Annotated in this window: 13 protein-coding genes; 4 read left to right on the top strand and 9 right to left on the bottom strand. The window is 52.7% G+C overall.

The window, feature by feature from the left end; all coding sequences use genetic code 11:
• Window positions 1–5: 5 nt before the first annotated feature.
• From urtB to MHI43_RS08215, 3 genes are all read right to left on the bottom strand, one after another.
• A complete protein-coding gene (gene urtB, locus MHI43_RS08225; protein WP_036666229.1) occupies window positions 6–911 on the bottom strand; it encodes an urea ABC transporter permease subunit UrtB in 906 nt (301 codons plus the stop codon).
• Between the two features lie 58 nt (window positions 912–969).
• Window positions 970–2,229, bottom strand: a complete 1,260-nt coding sequence (gene urtA, locus MHI43_RS08220) for an urea ABC transporter substrate-binding protein (protein WP_036666230.1) — start codon at window positions 2,227–2,229, stop codon at window positions 970–972.
• 300 nt (window positions 2,230–2,529) lie between these two features.
• Window positions 2,530–3,426 carry a glycerophosphodiester phosphodiesterase family protein gene (locus tag MHI43_RS08215; protein WP_036666232.1) on the bottom strand — a complete coding sequence of 299 codons (897 nt, stop codon included), beginning with the start codon at window positions 3,424–3,426 and terminating at the stop codon, window positions 2,530–2,532.
• A gap of 271 nt (window positions 3,427–3,697) precedes the next feature.
• On the opposite strand from MHI43_RS08215, the gene kduI reads away from it, so the two are divergent.
• The 4 genes from kduI (at window position 3,698) to MHI43_RS08195 (ending at window position 7,308) form a co-directional block, all read left to right on the top strand.
• Window positions 3,698–4,531, top strand: coding sequence for a 5-dehydro-4-deoxy-D-glucuronate isomerase (kduI, locus tag MHI43_RS08210; protein ID WP_036666234.1), 834 nt, complete (start codon window positions 3,698–3,700; stop codon window positions 4,529–4,531).
• 40 nt (window positions 4,532–4,571) lie between these two features.
• On the top strand, window positions 4,572–5,321 hold the full coding sequence (locus MHI43_RS08205; protein ID WP_015734088.1) for a DeoR/GlpR family DNA-binding transcription regulator: 750 nt from the start codon (window positions 4,572–4,574) through the stop codon (window positions 5,319–5,321).
• Between the two features lie 89 nt (window positions 5,322–5,410).
• Window positions 5,411–6,163: a 2-dehydro-3-deoxy-D-gluconate 5-dehydrogenase KduD gene (kduD, locus tag MHI43_RS08200; protein WP_009591832.1), complete on the top strand. Its 753-nt coding sequence runs from the start codon at window positions 5,411–5,413 to the stop codon at window positions 6,161–6,163.
• A gap of 260 nt (window positions 6,164–6,423) precedes the next feature.
• A complete protein-coding gene (locus tag MHI43_RS08195) occupies window positions 6,424–7,308 on the top strand; it encodes a transporter substrate-binding domain-containing protein (RefSeq protein ID WP_015734087.1) in 885 nt (294 codons plus the stop codon).
• A gap of 79 nt (window positions 7,309–7,387) precedes the next feature.
• On the opposite strand, the gene MHI43_RS08190 is transcribed toward MHI43_RS08195, so the two are convergent.
• From MHI43_RS08190 to MHI43_RS08165, 6 genes are all read right to left on the bottom strand, one after another.
• Complete coding sequence (locus MHI43_RS08190; protein ID WP_036666236.1) at window positions 7,388–8,020, bottom strand: 50S ribosomal protein L25; 633 nt, start codon at window positions 8,018–8,020, stop codon at window positions 7,388–7,390.
• A 186-nt stretch (window positions 8,021–8,206) separates the two neighbouring features.
• Entirely contained in the window at window positions 8,207–10,567 is a 2,361-nt protein-coding gene (gene pulA / locus MHI43_RS08185) for a type I pullulanase (protein ID WP_036666238.1), read from the bottom strand.
• 332 nt (window positions 10,568–10,899) lie between these two features.
• Entirely contained in the window at window positions 10,900–12,621 is a 1,722-nt protein-coding gene (gene ptsP / locus MHI43_RS08180) for a phosphoenolpyruvate--protein phosphotransferase (protein WP_036666239.1), read from the bottom strand.
• The gene (locus tag MHI43_RS08175; protein WP_009591829.1) at window positions 12,614–12,889 is read right to left on the bottom strand and encodes an HPr family phosphocarrier protein; all 276 of its coding nucleotides are present in this window, start codon (window positions 12,887–12,889) and stop codon (window positions 12,614–12,616) included. The genes ptsP and MHI43_RS08175 overlap by 8 nt, the downstream gene beginning before the upstream one ends.
• Before the next feature lie 58 nt (window positions 12,890–12,947).
• Window positions 12,948–15,029, bottom strand: coding sequence for a glucose-specific PTS transporter subunit IIBC (gene ptsG, locus MHI43_RS08170; protein WP_036666241.1), 2,082 nt, complete (start codon window positions 15,027–15,029; stop codon window positions 12,948–12,950).
• A gap of 284 nt (window positions 15,030–15,313) precedes the next feature.
• Window positions 15,314–16,171, bottom strand: a complete 858-nt coding sequence (locus tag MHI43_RS08165) for a PRD domain-containing protein (RefSeq protein WP_036666243.1) — start codon at window positions 16,169–16,171, stop codon at window positions 15,314–15,316.
• Window positions 16,172–16,282 lie beyond the last annotated feature (111 nt).

Here is a 16,282-nt window from a genome sequence, read left to right as displayed (position 1 = left end):
CCTCTCTAATCCAAACTGCGCGTTCGCAGCGCGACGAGCCCGCGAGGCTTCCACTGCAGGAAAGCCACGATGCAGGCGAACACCAGCACTTTGCCGATGGATGCCGAAGTATAGGTCTCAAACAGCGTGTTGAACACGCCGATGCCCAGCGCTCCGGCAACCGTGCCGACCAGCTTTCCGACGCCGCCCAGCACCACCACCATGAAAGCATCGACGATATAGTAGGTTCCGATCGAGGGTCCGATCGGGCCGAGCAGCGTCAATGCGCAGCCCGCAATACCGGCGATGCCCGAGCCGATCGCAAACGTCAGTCCGTCCACGCGCCGGGTCGAAATGCCGAGACAACCGGCCATGCTTCGGTTCTGCATCACCGCCCGCATTCTTCGGCCTTGAACCGTTCTGTAAATATAGAGATACATCGCCGTCAGGACGAAGGCCACGAGCAATACAATGAACAGCCGCTTGTAAGGAAGGATGATGCTTGAGGTGATCGCAAGCCCGCCGTTCAGCCAGGAAGGGCTGGTTACGGCCACGTTCGGTGCGCCGAAGATGAACCTTGCGATCTGCTGCAGCATCATCCCGACGCCCCATGTGGCGAGCAGACTATCCAGCGGTCTGCCGTACAAATGGCGGATAAGCACCGTTTCAAGCAGCCAGCCGACCGCGGCGGCAACCATGAAGGATACTAACAATGCGGCGATGAAATAGGTATCGAACCACGATTTCGGCATATAAGCGGAGAACAAACCTTGGGTAACGTACGTGGAATAAGCGCCGATCATAATCAGCTCGCCATGGGCCATATTAATGACATTCATTAAGCCGAACGTTACCGCCAAACCGAGCGCGATCAATAATAATATCGAGCTGACGCTCAGTCCGTTAAACACCTGCAGGATCGTCATATCCATCCGGGGTGAACCTCCTTTCACGAAAGGCCCGCAGGCCTTTCATGCATGAGATGAAGTTTTATTCGCCGCTCAAACCTTTTGCCCAATCGTATGTTTTCAGATAGGGGTCCGGTTTGACGGGTTCGCCCGAGTTCCAGAGCTCCTTGAACTGTCCGTCAGCCTGCACTTCGCCGATGCGCACCGTTTTATGAATATGCTGATTGTCGCCATCGATGGTCACTTTGCCTTCGGGGGCGGCGAACTCAATGCCTTTGGCCGCTTCCTTCACCTTCTCCACGTCCGTGGTTCCCGCCTTCTCTACCGCAGCCTTCCACAAATACACCGCGGTATAACCAGCCTCGATCGGGTCGGCCGTGACCCGGTCAGCGCCGTATTTCGCTTTGTATTTATCAACAAAAGCTTTGTTTTCCGGAGTATCCGTGGACTGATAGTAGTTCCAGGCTGCCAGATGGCCCTCCAGGATATCGGCGCCGATGCCGCGGATTTCCTCCTCCGCTACGCTTACGGACAGCGTGGTCATATCCTTGGAGGTAATGCCCGCATCCTTCAGCTGCTTGAAGAAGGCCACATTACTATCGCCGTTCAGCGTGTTATAGACGATATCGGGTTTCGCCTCTTTGATCTTGGCTATAATCGTGCTGAAATCGGTGTGGCCCAGCGGCGTGTATTCCTCTCCCGCCAGCTCGCCGCCCTCGGCCGTCAGTTGGGCCTTAATGATCTTGTTGGCCGTTCTTGGGAACACATAATCGGAGCCGAGCAGAAACATTTTTTTGCCGCGGTTCTCGAGCAGCCAGGACACCGAAGGCACGATTTGCTGATTGGTTGTTGCGCCCGTATAGAAAATGTTAGGGGAGGATTCCAGCCCTTCATATTGAACCGGATAAAACAAAAGACCGTGGTTTTGTTCGAAAACAGGGAGCATGGCTTTCCGGCTGGCGGAGGTCCAGCCTCCGAACACGGCGGCAACCTTATCCTGCTGCAGCAATTTGCCCGCCTTCTCCGCGAAGGTCGGCCAATCCGAGGCACCATCCTCGATCACCGGTTCGATTTGCTTGCCGAGCACGCCGCCGGCCGCATTGATCTCTTCGATCGCAAGCATCTCGGCATCCTTAACGGATACCTCGCTGATCGCCATCGTTCCGCTGAGCGAGTGAAGAATGCCGACCTTGATCGAATCGCCTGCGGCTTCTACCGGCGGGCTCCCGTTACCCGCTCCGGCGGTTGGAGCGGTTTCCTTTTCCGTCACGCAGCCTGACATTAAAATGGCGCATAATACAAACGAGGCCCATCCTTTAACGATTACGCTTTGTTTTTTCATTGGTTCCCCACTCCCTTTTTCCGTTTCCGAACAATCCGTCTATAACCTCTCTACTCTGTTCGTTATTCCACATTATAGTTGCCTTATATTTCCTGTGTCAATAATTCTTACATAATTTTATTTCATTTTTTCATTTTTAGTAAAATCGACGTGTGAATCCCTTATTTTGTGTCATATAAAATAACATTAAGTTTGTGATTATATCATGATAGAATGAATTTTCTTTGTGATGTGTTATTTTTATTGACGTAAAATAAAAAACAGCCCTTGATTTCTCAAGAGACTGCCGTCGTTCATTATTCATCTGGTCATGTTCCTGTTCGAAATCGTAATCGGCACCCGGTCCGGATAATCCGTAATGATACCGTCCACGTTAATTTGAAGCACGTAAGGTATTTGCAGCATATCCCGAATGGTCCACACCATCGTTTTCATCCCCGATTGATGGATCTTTTGGACCAGACCCTTGGAGACGAGCCTCATCGATATACTCACGTAGTCCGCGTACGCCTTCATATTATCCAGCCGCTGCTTGGATAAGTCGCCCGCACTGGTGATAACCACGCCAAGCGGGATATCGGGCATCAGTTGGCGGAACCGAACCAGCGAGTCCGTATCGGCAGACTGAACGATAATCAGGTCCTTGTACCTTAATCCATCAGTCTGGGCGGCATATCTTCTCAAATCGCCAGCAACCTTTTGCTCGATGCCCGGGGACCGGGAGGGCGATTTCAATTCGATCAGCAATCCGATCCGTCCCCCGAAATGCTCAAGCACTTCCGCCAATGTCGGAATGACTTCTCCTTTGAACGACGAATCGTACCACGAACCCGCATCCAGCCGCCGCAGCTCCTCCAAGGTTAGGCCGCCCACTTCACCTTGCCCGTCGGTGGTTCGCTCAACCGTGGAATCATGGATCACCACGACCTCTCCATCCTTGCTCAGCTGAACATCCAGCTCCAGCATATCCGCTCCCATGTCAAACGCTTTGACAAACGAAGCCATCGTATTCTCAGGCGCATAACCCGACGCCCCCCGATGGGCGATATTGACCCAGGACTCGTCGCGTTCATCCCCGGACCTGATCCAGGTCTCTCGTTCCCTGGCATGATGAAATGGATAATGAGGCACGTCGGCTGCCGTTTGGGAACCGGTTACTGCCAGTAGAGCAGCAAAGATAACCATCATTCTTTTCATAGGGCTTCCCATCTCCTAGTCCTGCTTTGTTCGCTTTATAACTTCCTAACTAGCGTTCGTCCGCTCATCCTTTGTCATGTCTTCTCAAGCTAATTCTTCCCTTTCCTCCCCCTTTTCAGTCGGTAAAAATGGAGGAAAACGGCTTTTCAAGACTCAACAATTCGTTCATTTTGAATTTTGGCTATTGTAATATGAACGTAAATGGAGTAATTTGTACTTATATGAACATTATGAATGGATTATAAAATGACTCTTAAGGAGATGACATGCAATGGAAAGACGTTATGCCTCACATCCGAATGAAGTGAAACAATTTGACACGGAACGGCTTCGCAAGGAATTCCATATTCCCGTCCTGTTTACGCCCGACAAGCTGGAGCTGGTCCTGACGCATGAAGACCGTTTGATTATCGGGGGTGCCGCACCCGTACGGGAGCAGGTCAAGCTGGATACCGACCTTAAAGAGCTGGGCGTTTCCTCTTTCCTTGAGCGCCGTGAGCTTGGCATCATCAATATCGGCGGACACGGTACCGTCCTGGTTGACGGGACGGAGCATGAGCTGAACAACAAAGAATGCCTGTACGTTGGCATGGGGACCGAAGAGGTCGTTTTCCAAAGCACCGATCCGGCCAATCCTGCCAAATTCTATTTGAATTCGGCCCCGGCCCACCAATCGTTCCCGACGGCCAAAGCCACCCTTGAAGAAGCCGATTCCAGCGCTTTGGGCGACATTAAAAATTCCAATGATCGCGTGATCTATCGCTTCATTCATCAAAAAGGCATTCAAAGTGCCCAGCTTGTCATGGGCATGACCCTGCTGAAGGAAGGGAACATGTGGAACACGATGCCTGCCCATACGCATCCAAGACGCATGGAGGCATATCTGTATTTTGACTTGCCGGAGGATGCGGTCGCCATCCATCTGATGGGTGAACCAAGCGAAACGCGCCACATCGTCATGCGCAACGAACAGGCCGTGATTTCGCCGAGCTGGTCGATCCACAGCGGAGTGGGCACAAGCAACTATACCTTTATCTGGGGCATGGCCGGGGACAACAAACGTTATGATGATATGGACCCCGTGTCCATGAAGGATTTAAAATAGAGGGGAATATCCATTAACCCACGGAAGAGTTGAGAACCATATGAACCCGTTACGACGTTATGAAAAAATAATGGAGTACCTTCTAACCCATAAAGAAGTGACCGTCGCCGATTTGAGCCAGCAGCTTCAGGTAACCGGAAAAACCATACGCGAGGATTTGACCAAGCTCGAGGAGCAGGGTCTGATCGTCCGCGTGCACGGCGGAGCCGTGCTGGCACACAGCGACCAATTCGGCATCCTGCCCTCAAAAGAACCGCTGGCCAAGCACCCGGATGAGAAGACCGAAATCGCGCAGAAGGCACTGAAGCATATCAACACGGACGACATCATTGCCCTTGACGGCGGCAGCACCACGCTGGAGATCGCCCGCAGGCTGGAGGATATGCCGTTAACGGTCATTACGAACGATGTCTATATCATCAGCGAGCTGGCAACCAAGAATCATATCCGGCTGGTCGTTCCGGGGGGCTACCGGGTGCGGAACATGCTCGCAGGCCCGGAAGGCGTAGCGTACGTAACGCAGCTGAACATTCAAAAAGCCTTCATATCCGCCACGGGCGTCCATCTTGACCATGGGTTGTCCATCTATACCGGGGATTTGATTCCGTTCAAACGGGCCTTAATCGAAACCTCGGCGGAGGTTTATGCCGTCGTCGATCATCATAAATTCGGTCAGACGGCCTTACGGACTTTTTCATCCTTGCAGGAGATCAGCGGCATCATGACCGATGCGGGACTGTCTCCCGAGACGGTAAAGCAATACGAGGGAGCCGGCGTTACCCTACTGTAACCGCCCGCTTGAGACTCTTACCTCTATAACGAACGGCCTAGTTTCGTACTGCATCCATTTAGCGAACATATGAGAGGGGATAACGGAGCATGAACAGGTTTGATTTATCAGGCAAAACGGCGATCGTCACCGGCTCGGCCCGCGGACTGGGGCAAGGCATCGCCATAGCGCTGGCCGAGGCCGGCGCGGATATCGTTGCCGTGTCCATGAATACAAGCGCCGAAACGATTGAAGCCATCAAGGGATTCGGCAGAAAAGCCTCCGAGATTCGGGTCGATTTAAGCGACCAAAGCAAACTTCAGCAGACCTTTGATCAAGCGCTGGAGCTGACCGGGCATGTGGACATTCTGGTAAATAATGCCGGCATTATCCGCCGGACCCCGGCCAAGGATCACGGCGTGCAGGATTGGCTTGACGTGATCGACTTGAATTTGAACACCGTCTTTTTGCTGTCCCAACTGGCCGGAAGACATATGATTGAACGCGGCAGCGGCAAGATCATTAACATTTGCTCCATGCTGTCCTACCAAGGCGGAATCAATGTGCCTGGTTACACGGCGAGCAAGCATGGCGTTGCCGGCTTAACCAAGGCTTTGGCCAACGAATGGGCAGCCAGCGGCATCCAGGTGAACGGCATTGCTCCCGGTTACATCGAAACCGATAACACGGCAGCCATCCGTCAGGACGAGGATCGCCGTACATCCATTACGGACCGCATTCCGGCCGGACGCTGGGGCAAGCCCGAGGATATCGGAGGCCCTGCCGTGTTCCTCGCTTCCGCCGCTTCGGATTACATGAACGGGCATGTGTTATGCGTGGACGGCGGATGGATGGCCCGTTAACCAAGAAACGGCGTTAGCTTTAAGTCTTGCCGGAGTGAGCTCCAACCGATTCTAGCGATAAGAGGCCTTGCGCTTTCTGCTGCTGCAGCCGGAGGAGGCATGGCCTCTTTTTGTTCGTTTACTCTTACGTTGAATTAGTACACTTTATTATGGCCGGGCACTGACATTTCGCGAATATACGAACCATCCTTTGGGACATGCTAACTTTACGAAATGGGCCTCGAAGGACCGTGAATAAAGAAAGGATGGTTTTTGGAGTCATGCGCGGAACAAAATCGATACGTTATGTCAGTCTTGCCTGCTTGCTTTCTCTCTTCGGTTCCATTGTGCTTAGCGGATGTACGGTGAACAGCAACGACCGGGTCCCGTCCCCGAACATGGGCGTTAATCCATACCGGGTGAACACCGGCTTCCTGCTTCGGAATGCCGTGGAACGCGGAACCCTGCGAATCGCCACGGAACGGGATTATCCCCCTTTCAGTTACCATGGTACAGGCGGAATACTTACGGGATTCGATGTGGAAATCGCTGAAGAGGTTGCCCGTCATATGGAGCTAAAGGCCGAATTCGTTGAGACCGGGTGGGAGAATCTGCTGCCTGGGCTGACGGAAGGCAAATACGACGCCGTCTTCAACCAGATCGAAGACCGGCCGGACCGGCGGGCACTCTATGATTTTTCCGTCGCTTACTTATCCTCTACCCCCGTCCTCCTGGTTCATTCCTCGGGCAAAGCTCAGATCCGTACCTTTTCGGATATCAAGGGCAAGCGCGTCGGCCTGAACCCAACCGGAATCTATAAGGATATGGCCAAGCGGTACGGAGCGGAAGTGGTCCCGATTAAATATATATCCGACGCCGCTAACAAGCTCGCAAATGGAGACCTGGATGCCGTCATTTCGGACCAGCTATCCGTCACCAACCTAAAGCAGCAGTTCCCGGATATACCGGTCGCTGCCGCCGAATCCGCCGATCAAGTATCCGAGATTTCCGCGGCCTTCGTCAAAGGGAATCCGGATCTCGTGGCGGCCGTGGATAATGCCCTGGCTACCATGCAGCAGGACGGAACGTATTTGACCATATGGAACAAATACTTCGGGGACGCTCCGATCAGTTACAAAGGCATTCATGACCGCAAGGTTAAATAAAGCCATTCCTACCTTGCGCCAAAAAAAGGCGCTTGCTCTGCTGGATACCAGCAAAGCAAGCGCCTTTTTATCATGCTTATTATGATTCTTCGGTTGTGGCCTCTTCCGCATTCGCTTCCTCAGCGTCCGCTTCACTCTCGGTCTCCGTCGCCTCCACCGCGCGAGGCACGATGACCGTGGCGAGAATTTCCTCTTCCGAAGCGTGTAATGTGATACCCTCCGGCACCTTAAGATCAGCTACCGTGAGCTTGTCCCCAATCTCCAGCGCGGATACATCCGCTTCCAGGGTAGTAGGCAGATCGCCCGGCAAACCCTCCACTTCGATTTCCGTGACCTGGGTTTGCAGGATGCCCCCGGACTTCGTTCCGGCAGCAGTGCCCTGATAATCCACCGGGATGCTGACACGAACCGGCTTGTTCATGGAGATGCGCAGGAAGTCCACATGGGATACGTTGCCGCGTCTCTTCTGAATATCCTTAATCAACACCGGCACTTTGCCAGAGCCCGGAATATCTAGCTGAAACACCTCGGAACGCCCGGTGTGGAACAGCTTCGCCGTATCCTTGAAATCAACAGCTACGGGGATGCTTTCCTCGCCCGCACCGTATACAACACCGGGAAGTCCGCCGCTTTCGCGAAGCTCTCGGCGAGAAGCCCGGGTAAATTCATCACGCACATTGGCTTTCAGTTGAACTGTGTTTCCTTTTGACATGAGTGACATCCTCCTTTATCGAAAACAAAGTCTATCTCATTATTACCCTATTTACCTGCTAACTAATCATGGAATTTCGATGTTTTAAATGACAATGCAGCGGGTAATAAAGAGTACCCCTTTTGAAAATATGTAAATAGGAGCCCTTTCCACCATGGAAAGGGCTCCTTGTTGTTTCATCCTATTCTAACTGGCGATATCCCGCTGCTCTTTAGTGTCGCTGTCTTCGTTTTGGCCGCTTCGCAGCGCAATCCGAACCTCTGCTTCATCCGGCGGAATATCGATAAACCAATCGTTCTCGCCTTCCCGGTCCTCCCATTCATTCAGCCTGACGATACAGCCGATCCGATCGGTTCCGGAAGCCGCGTAGAAGACGGCCCGTGCCCTGCCGCTGTCCGTGCGGGAGAATGGAATGCTGCCATCCTGCACGCCCGTTCCCCATACCCATACGTTCCATCCCTCGTATGCTTGGTCGCGTCTCTCATATTCGATCTCAACGGCCGTCAGCCCCTGTTTCATATGGGCCAGATCCTCATATAACACCATCAGCGACAGACCTGGAATGACTGCCTTCCCTTGATCCAGCGTCTGGATCGTATCCGTCCCCGCCTGACGATCATTCACCACGATGTTCCAGCGGTAAGGGGTAGGCGGCAGATCCACCGGCATTTCATGTTCATTGCCGTTAACGATGACGACGATTTGGCCCCAGCTGCCTTGTTCGGCTGGCTTCGTAAGGCGGTAAGCGATGATCCGATCGCTGCTTCGCAGCACTTCCATATGGCCTTCGATCTCTTCTCTTGACGCCATCCGGAACGCCGGATGGGCTTTTCGCATGGCGATAAGACCTCTGTAATAATCGAACACCGGTTTGAAACGCCGCTTATTGGACCAGCGAATGGCATTGATGGCGTCCCCGCTGCGGTAGCTGTTATGATCGCCGTATTTCGTGCGTAGCAGCTCATCGCCCGCATGCAGCAGCGGAATCCCCTGGGAGAGCAGCACGATGCCGTTAGCCAGCAAGCTCCGGCGCACGGCCGCAGCCGACATCACATCTTCATCGGGTATGCCGGCATAGGGTGTGGACGCAGCGGTTGCCTGCCATACATCTCCTTCGTTAACCAACTTCCCATCCGTCAAACGGAGAAGCCCTGCCTGCTCTTCCATGCCTTGCGCCACTAAAATTTTGTCCCACAGATTCAAATTGTCGTGCACGGTGACATAATTCACCGTTTCCTCCGGGTGGAGCGCAAAATCATGGATCGAGCCCATCATTCCTTCAACGACGGCCCCTTCGTACCATGGCTCGCCCGTAGCAAACCCTCGGCCGCGCCCGTCATTGTCCCCCTTAATGGCATGCCGGAAATGATCATTAAATACGGCGAAGCCTTGGCCCTTCTGGCTTCCCTTGACGGTTTGTTCCGTTAACGGGCTCATTCCTCCCGTCCATGGCTCACCATAGAACAAGAGAGAACGGTCGACCTCTCGGCGCAGCTCGCTTACGATCTCTTTCATCGTCGTTGTATCGATCAGTGCCATCAGATCGAACCGAAATCCGTCGATATGATATTCCTCGGCCCAGTATTTTAACGAATCCTTGATGTATTTGCGCACCATCGGCTTCTCCGTGGCCAGCTCATTCCCTACGCCCGAACCGTTCGATAGATTCCCGTATCCGTCCTTGCGATAGAAGTACCCCGGCGCCAATCGTTCGAACGGGCCGTCGTCCACCGTATACGTATGGTTATAAACCACATCCATGACGACGCGGATTCCCCTTGCATGGAGGGCCAAAACCATCTCCTTCAGCTCCCGGATGCGCACGATCGGATCCATGGGATCTGTTGCATACGAACCTTCAGGCACATTGTAATTCTGCGGATCGTAGCCCCAATTATACTCGCGGCTTAAGCGCCCGCTTGCATATCCGTCCAGCTCATTGACCGTCCGGAAATCAAATACCGGCAGCAGATGCACATGGGTCACACCCAATTCTTCAAGATGATCCAGACCAAGGGCGTTTCCTTCGGAGTCTCGCAGACCGCCCTCCGTAAATGCCTTGTATTTTCCTCTATATTTCATTCCCGAATCCGTGTGGATCGAGAAATCGCGTACATGCAGCTCATAGAGCACCGAATCCGTAGGCTTTAGCAGGTTCGGTCTAACATCCTGCTCCCACCCCGGCGGATTGCTCTTCGCCAGGTCGACCACCGCGCCGCGGCAGCCATTCGCGGACACAGCGGTTGCATAAGGGTCAACGGCATAACAGACGCCCCCCTCCGCAGACTCGATTCGGTACATATAATAAGTTCTATGGAGATCACGGTTTACCTGAGCCGACCATACGCCGTCCTCATTCCGGACCATCGCATACAGCGTACCGCCCTCGTGATCCGTCACAAGACCCTGCTCGTTATACTCTCCCGGACCCTCATATAAAGCCAGCTTTACATTAACCGCATCCGGAGCCCATACCTGAAAGGCCGTTCCCTCTCTTCGGTAGGTCGCTCCCAGCTTAACGCTTGTGCAGCTCTTGATCATGTCCATACTCATCGTCACCGTCACTTATAGTAGATTTACTTCCTAGTATGGGCGCCTGAATCATAAGACAGACCTCTAGCACATGAATTTAGAACGCTTTCATATATCATGGTATGCCAAAAGCCCTGAATTGGTTTGGGTTCCAAGCCAATTCACTATATATTTAGGCTATTATACTAGCAAATATGCCCGGTGTCTTTCTTTTGACAAAAAAACATCTGTCCGCTATGGACAGATGTTGTCAATGTGATGCTATCGTGGAAAAAGATTGGTAGAGTCCCCAGAAACAAACGTAATACGACTGCAGGGATCGATCAAGTTGTACGTTGTCTTCCTTCTTACTCGGCTGCAGCCTCAATGGATTCCACCAGAGCCACTACTTCCTCTGCGGTACCCATTTCAAGCGCTTTGGCTGCAAGTGCCTGCATATCGCTGCGGGACAGCTTCCCGATCTGGCTGCGAGCCGGCAGAATGGAGGTGGCGCTCATGCTGAACTCATCCAACCCCAGACCGAGCAGAATCGGAATAGCAGTCGCGTCGCCGGCCATTTCGCCGCACATGCCTACCCAGCGGCCTTCGCGATGGGCGGCATCGATGACCATTTTAACCAGTCGCAGAATCGCCGGATTGTATGGCTGGTATAGATACGCCACCCGTTCATTCATGCGGTCGGCGGCCATCGTGTATTGAATCAGGTCATTGGTTCCGATGCTGAAGAAATCCACCTCTTTGGCAAATTGATCGGCAAGCACGGCAGTGGATGGAATCTCCACCATGATGCCCAGCTGGATGTCTTCGGAAACCGAAATGCCTTCGCTTATAAGCTTAGCCTTTTCTTCCTCCAGAAGCGCTTTGGCTTCGCGGAACTCGCCCAGTGTCGCTATCATGGGAAACATGATACGCAGGTTGCCGTGGACGCTTGCACGCAGCAGTGCCCGAAGCTGTGTTCTGAAAATATCCTGGCGGTCCAGGCACAATCTGACGGCACGGAATCCGAGGAACGGATTCATTTCCTTGGGAAGATCCAGATACGGCAGCTCCTTATCCCCGCCGATATCAAGCGTGCGAACAACAACCGGCTTGCCTTCCATTTTCTCCAGAACCGATTTGTAAGCAACATACTGGATCTCTTCGGAAGGAAGTTTGTCTCTGCCCATGTACAGGAATTCCGTACGGTACAATCCTACGGCTTCTCCGCCGTTCTCCAGCACGCCGGCCACATCATTCGGCGTCCCGATGTTGGCAGCCAGCTCCACATGGATTCCGTCCTTGGAAACCGTCGGTTCGGAGCGCAGCTTCTTCCACTCCTCCACCTGCTTGGCATAGGCGTCTTGCTTCGCACGGTATTGTTCTACGATGGCTTCCGTAGGATTAACGATGACATCCCCTTCCAATCCGTCAACGATGATCATATCCCCGTTTTTGACCGCAGAGAGCACGTTCTTCGTCCCGACGACAGCCGGAATTTCAAGGGAACGGGCCATGATGGCGGAGTGCGAGGTACGTCCGCCGATATTCGTCGTGAAGCCCTTAACGTAGTTCCGGTTCAGCTGCGCCGTATCCGACGGAGTCAAATCCTCTGCAACCACGATCACTTCTTCGCTGATCTCCGAAGGGCTGACATAATTCAAGCCGAGCAGATGCTTCAGGATGCGTTTGGTGACGTCGCGCATATCCGCTGCTCGCTCCTGCAAGTAAGCGCTCTTCATGTTCTCGAACATTTGAATGAACTGGGTTGCCGTTTCGTTCAGAGCATATTCCGCGTTAACCGATTCGGAAGCGATTTTCGCCTTGACCGGTTCAATCAATTCGGGATCATTCAGGATGAGAAGGTGAGATTCGAAAATCTCAGCCTTCTTCTCCCCGAGTTCCTGAAGCGTGCGGGCTTTGATCGCTTCCAGCTCAGCCTGTGACTGGGCCAGCGCCGCATCCAGCTTCGCGAGCTCCGCATCCGTGTCCGTCACTTGCTTCTCCGTGACGGAATAATCGGGATGCTCCAGCGTAAAAGCACGTGCTATCGCAATACCTGCGGAAGCCGCGATACCTTTCAAATTATTCATGAAGCTCGCCTAGCCCTTCGTTCACCATCACTTCTTGCAATGCTGTCAGCGCCTCGCTTTCATTGCCGCCTTCCGTGATCAGTGTCAATGTGTCGCCTTGCTCCAATCCGAGGGACAGAACGCCCAGAATCGACTTCAGCGTTACTTTTTTGCCGTTAGCTTCGGCAAAAGAGTTGGTATCCTGGAATTTGTTAGCCGTATTCACCAATGCGGTTGCCGGGCGTGCGTGAATTCCATCTTCGTCAATAATTCTGAATGTTTGTTGCATGTTCATCATCCTACTTTCGTATATTTTAATTTTTAGAATCCTGGAAACCATCGCGAGGTTAAGGTTTCAATAGGGTAATGATCCCTTCCTCGCCGCTTTTTACTTCACCGGTCTTGTTCAGCTTCACGGAAGCTCCCTCCGGCAGATTCGAGAAGATAATAGGAGAAATGATCGATTTGGCATTCTCCTTCACATAATCCAGATCCACTTGCATGATCGGTTGACCCGTGGAGACCAGGTCCCCCTCTTGCACAAGGACTTCAAATCCTTGCCCTTTCAGCTTAACGGTATTGACGCCGATATGGACAAGCACTTCCTTGCCGCCATCCGACATAATGCCGACGGCATGCTTGCTGGGGAACACATTGAACACGGTGCCGTTAACGGGAGATACAATCGTTCCGTTATGAGGCACGATCGCAAATCCGTCCCCAGTCATCCGTTCGGCAAACACGGGGTCAGGCACATGGGAAATATCCATAAGCTCTCCATCGGCCGGGGATACGATTTCCTCCTTAACGAGCGTTTCCCCGTCCTGTCCGGCCTGCAGTTCCTCTTGAGCCGTCGGCATCGTCTCCAAAGCCGCTGCTTGAGGTGCAGTGGTCGGCGTGATTCCCGACATGATGTCTTGAATCTGCGATTTGATCGTATCGGAACGGGTTCCGAATATCGCCTGGATATTATTCCCCACCTCCAGCACGCCTGACGCACCCAGCTGCTTCAGCCTTGCCTTATCGACATGGCCCTTGTCTTTTACCTCTACGCGAAGACGAGTGATGCATGCATCCAGATGCGCGATGTTAGGCTGGCCGCCCAGTGCAGTCAGGATATGAAGGGGCAGATCATTTTTACTGCCGCCGCCCGCTGCCCCGGTGTCTGATTCCGGCTCGGTCGTCGAAGCTTCCTCGCGCCCCGGCGTCCTCAGATTGAATTTCCGAATGACAAACCGGAAGCCGAAGTAATAGATTACAGCCATAATAGCACCCACGATGAGAACATTCCACCATGGCGTCCGGTTCGGAATGATACCGAAGATCATGTAGTCGATCAGGCCGCCGGAGAAGGTCATGCCGATTTTGGTGCCCAAAATATGCATGGTCATGAAGGACAGACCGGCAAACAGCGCATGCACGGCGAACAGGATCGGTGCTACGAACAGGAACGAGAACTCAAGCGGTTCCGTGATCCCGGTCAAGAAGGAAGTCAGCGCCGCAGACCCCATGATGCCGGCCACGAACTTTTTGTTCTCCGGTCTTGCCTCATGATAGATGGCAAGCGCTGCCGCAGGGAGACCGAACATCATGAATGGATACTTACCCGTCATGAATGTGCCTGCCGTAAACTCGACGCCGTCCCGAAGCTGGGCCATGAATATGTTCTGGTCCCCTCGAACCAATTGTCCTGCCTGGTTCAGATATTCCCCGAATTCAAACCAGAACGGGGAATAGAAAATGTGGTGCAGGCCGAACGGAATCAATCCGCGTTCCACGACGCCGAACACAAAAGCGGACAGCGTCAGGTTTTGTTCCAGCATGAAATGCGACGCCGTGTTAAGCGCCGACTGGATCGGCGGCCATATAAACACCATCAACAGACCAAGCAAAACGGACGTTGCGGCCGTCATAATCGGAACAAAACGTTTTCCTGCAAAAAAGCCCAGATAGGATGGAAGCTCGATTTTGAAAAACCGCCGGTACATGCTGGCTGCCAATATACCGACGATGATTCCGCCGAATACCCCGGTAGCCAACGTCGGAATGCCAAGCACGCTGGCATATTCGTAATTCGTGCCGACCATGGCCGGCGTCACGCCGATCACGCTGCCCATGGTGACGTTCATGACAAGGTAACCGATGATCGCGGCCAGTCCCGCAACGCCCTCGCCTCCGGCCAAACCGACCGCAACCCCCACTGCAAACAGCAAGGATAGGTTCGTGAATACGATTTGTCCCGCATTCATCATGACCGTGGCAGCCGCTTGAACCCAGGCCGCATCCAGCCAAGGTGCATATTGCAGGAAATCGGGGTTGACCAGCATATTTCCAAGACCGAGCAATAGTCCGGCCGCCGGCAATATGGCCACTGGCAGCATCAGAGCTTTACCGACCCTTTGCAGTACGCCAAAAAGCCGCTTAAACATGAAAATTCTCACCCTCTGTCTCTAGTTGTTATCACAAGCTGTAGGTAGCATCATCATAAAACCATCAAATCAAAAAAAGGCATGAGCAACCACAGGTAAATGGATGGCTAATCTCATGGATTAGATTACCCAAAAATGGGTAATAACAACCAAATTCCTGCAATACTCATGCCTGATCGAATCAGTTACACGTTGGATTTGAAGTTTTATGGTTCATAACTGTTCGTATTGTAACACCGTTCATTTATCGTTGCAACCACATGGTAATGGACTTAATAAAATCTTCACATTTGCCCGCCCTGCTCTTTACGCTGGACCAACCGTTCCAAATGAATGGTCAAATAACCGGCCTCAGCGGGATAGACGGGTTTCTTCAGCCGCTGCTCCATCATCTTGGTCAACTTCCATGCCAAGGAATAGGTCTCGGGATATTCACGCTTCAGAAGGCCGTCAAGCGAACTCGTCTCGTTCACCGCTTCTCCCCGCCGTATCCGCTCCAAGGCAAACCGGAGGTGCGTCAGCAATCGGGAATAATCCAGCGTATCCCTCGGGATGGCGTACTCCAGCTGCTGCTCGACGGTATAAACCAGGTCCGCGATCAGTTCCGAGTGCTTGCGGACCTCGGAGATATGCTGGTTCGTAAGGGCACCGTGAAAATGCAGGGCAATGAATCCGATTTCTTCTTGGCCTAAGTCAACACCGAGCTTCTCCCGAATGGTACGGACGGCATATTCAGCCATCTCGTACTCTTCTGGGTACATCTCTTTGGTTTCGTATAAAAAAGGATTGTGGATATAGAGACCTTGGGCATGGCGTTTAATGGCAAATGCGATATGATCCGTCAAGGCAATGTGGATATGCTCATTCAGAGGAGCGTCGCTGGACTTGGCGGCATTCATAATAATATCATTCATCGCCTCAATCAGCTTCTCATCGATGTGAGGCACCAGCTGCTTATACTGCTCCTGCTCCTCCGGTTTGGTCAAAATGAACATCTTCTCGGCAGCGGCGGCAGGGATACGGTCTTTATTCTTCCGGTTAAAGCCGATGCCCTTGCCGATAACAACAACCTCGCCATGTTGAGGATGTTTCGCTATGATTACATTATTGTTCAACACTTTAGCCACTTGTAAGCTGCTCACGTTCGCACCTCTTTTTGATTCATACGCGTATACTCGGATATCTTATCAGAAATATAAGAGCGCGGCAAAATCATTTGTGGTTGCCAAAGTCTTCAAGGTGCCGTACCGCTG

This window comes from Paenibacillus sp. FSL H8-0457 (genome assembly GCF_038051935.1).
GTDB classification, from domain to species: domain Bacteria; phylum Bacillota; class Bacilli; order Paenibacillales; family Paenibacillaceae; genus Paenibacillus_AQ; species Paenibacillus_AQ lautus_A.
The sequence above is the reverse complement of the archived record's forward strand: the minus strand, read 5'-3'. Positions and strand labels throughout refer to the sequence as shown.

Bases quoted from the DNA above. Each gene is read 5' to 3' on its own strand.
- urtB (WP_036666229.1), bottom strand. From the start codon at position 911: ATGGATATGACGATCCTGCAGGTGTTTAACGGACTGAGCGTCAGCTCG.
- urtA (WP_036666230.1), bottom strand. From the start codon at position 2,229: ATGAAAAAACAAAGCGTAATCGTTAAAGGATGGGCCTCGTTTGTATTA.
- MHI43_RS08215 (WP_036666232.1), bottom strand. From the start codon at position 3,426: ATGAAAAGAATGATGGTTATCTTTGCTGCTCTACTGGCAGTAACCGGT.
- kduI (WP_036666234.1), top strand. From the start codon at position 3,698: ATGGAAAGACGTTATGCCTCACATCCGAATGAAGTGAAACAATTTGAC.
- MHI43_RS08205 (WP_015734088.1), top strand. From the start codon at position 4,572: ATGAACCCGTTACGACGTTATGAAAAAATAATGGAGTACCTTCTAACC.
- kduD (WP_009591832.1), top strand. From the start codon at position 5,411: ATGAACAGGTTTGATTTATCAGGCAAAACGGCGATCGTCACCGGCTCG.
- MHI43_RS08195 (WP_015734087.1), top strand. From the start codon at position 6,424: ATGCGCGGAACAAAATCGATACGTTATGTCAGTCTTGCCTGCTTGCTT.
- MHI43_RS08190 (WP_036666236.1), bottom strand. From the start codon at position 8,020: ATGTCAAAAGGAAACACAGTTCAACTGAAAGCCAATGTGCGTGATGAA.
- pulA (WP_036666238.1), bottom strand. From the start codon at position 10,567: ATGGACATGATCAAGAGCTGCACAAGCGTTAAGCTGGGAGCGACCTAC.
- ptsP (WP_036666239.1), bottom strand. From the start codon at position 12,621: ATGAATAATTTGAAAGGTATCGCGGCTTCCGCAGGTATTGCGATAGCA.
- MHI43_RS08175 (WP_009591829.1), bottom strand. From the start codon at position 12,889: ATGCAACAAACATTCAGAATTATTGACGAAGATGGAATTCACGCACGC.
- ptsG (WP_036666241.1), bottom strand. From the start codon at position 15,029: ATGTTTAAGCGGCTTTTTGGCGTACTGCAAAGGGTCGGTAAAGCTCTG.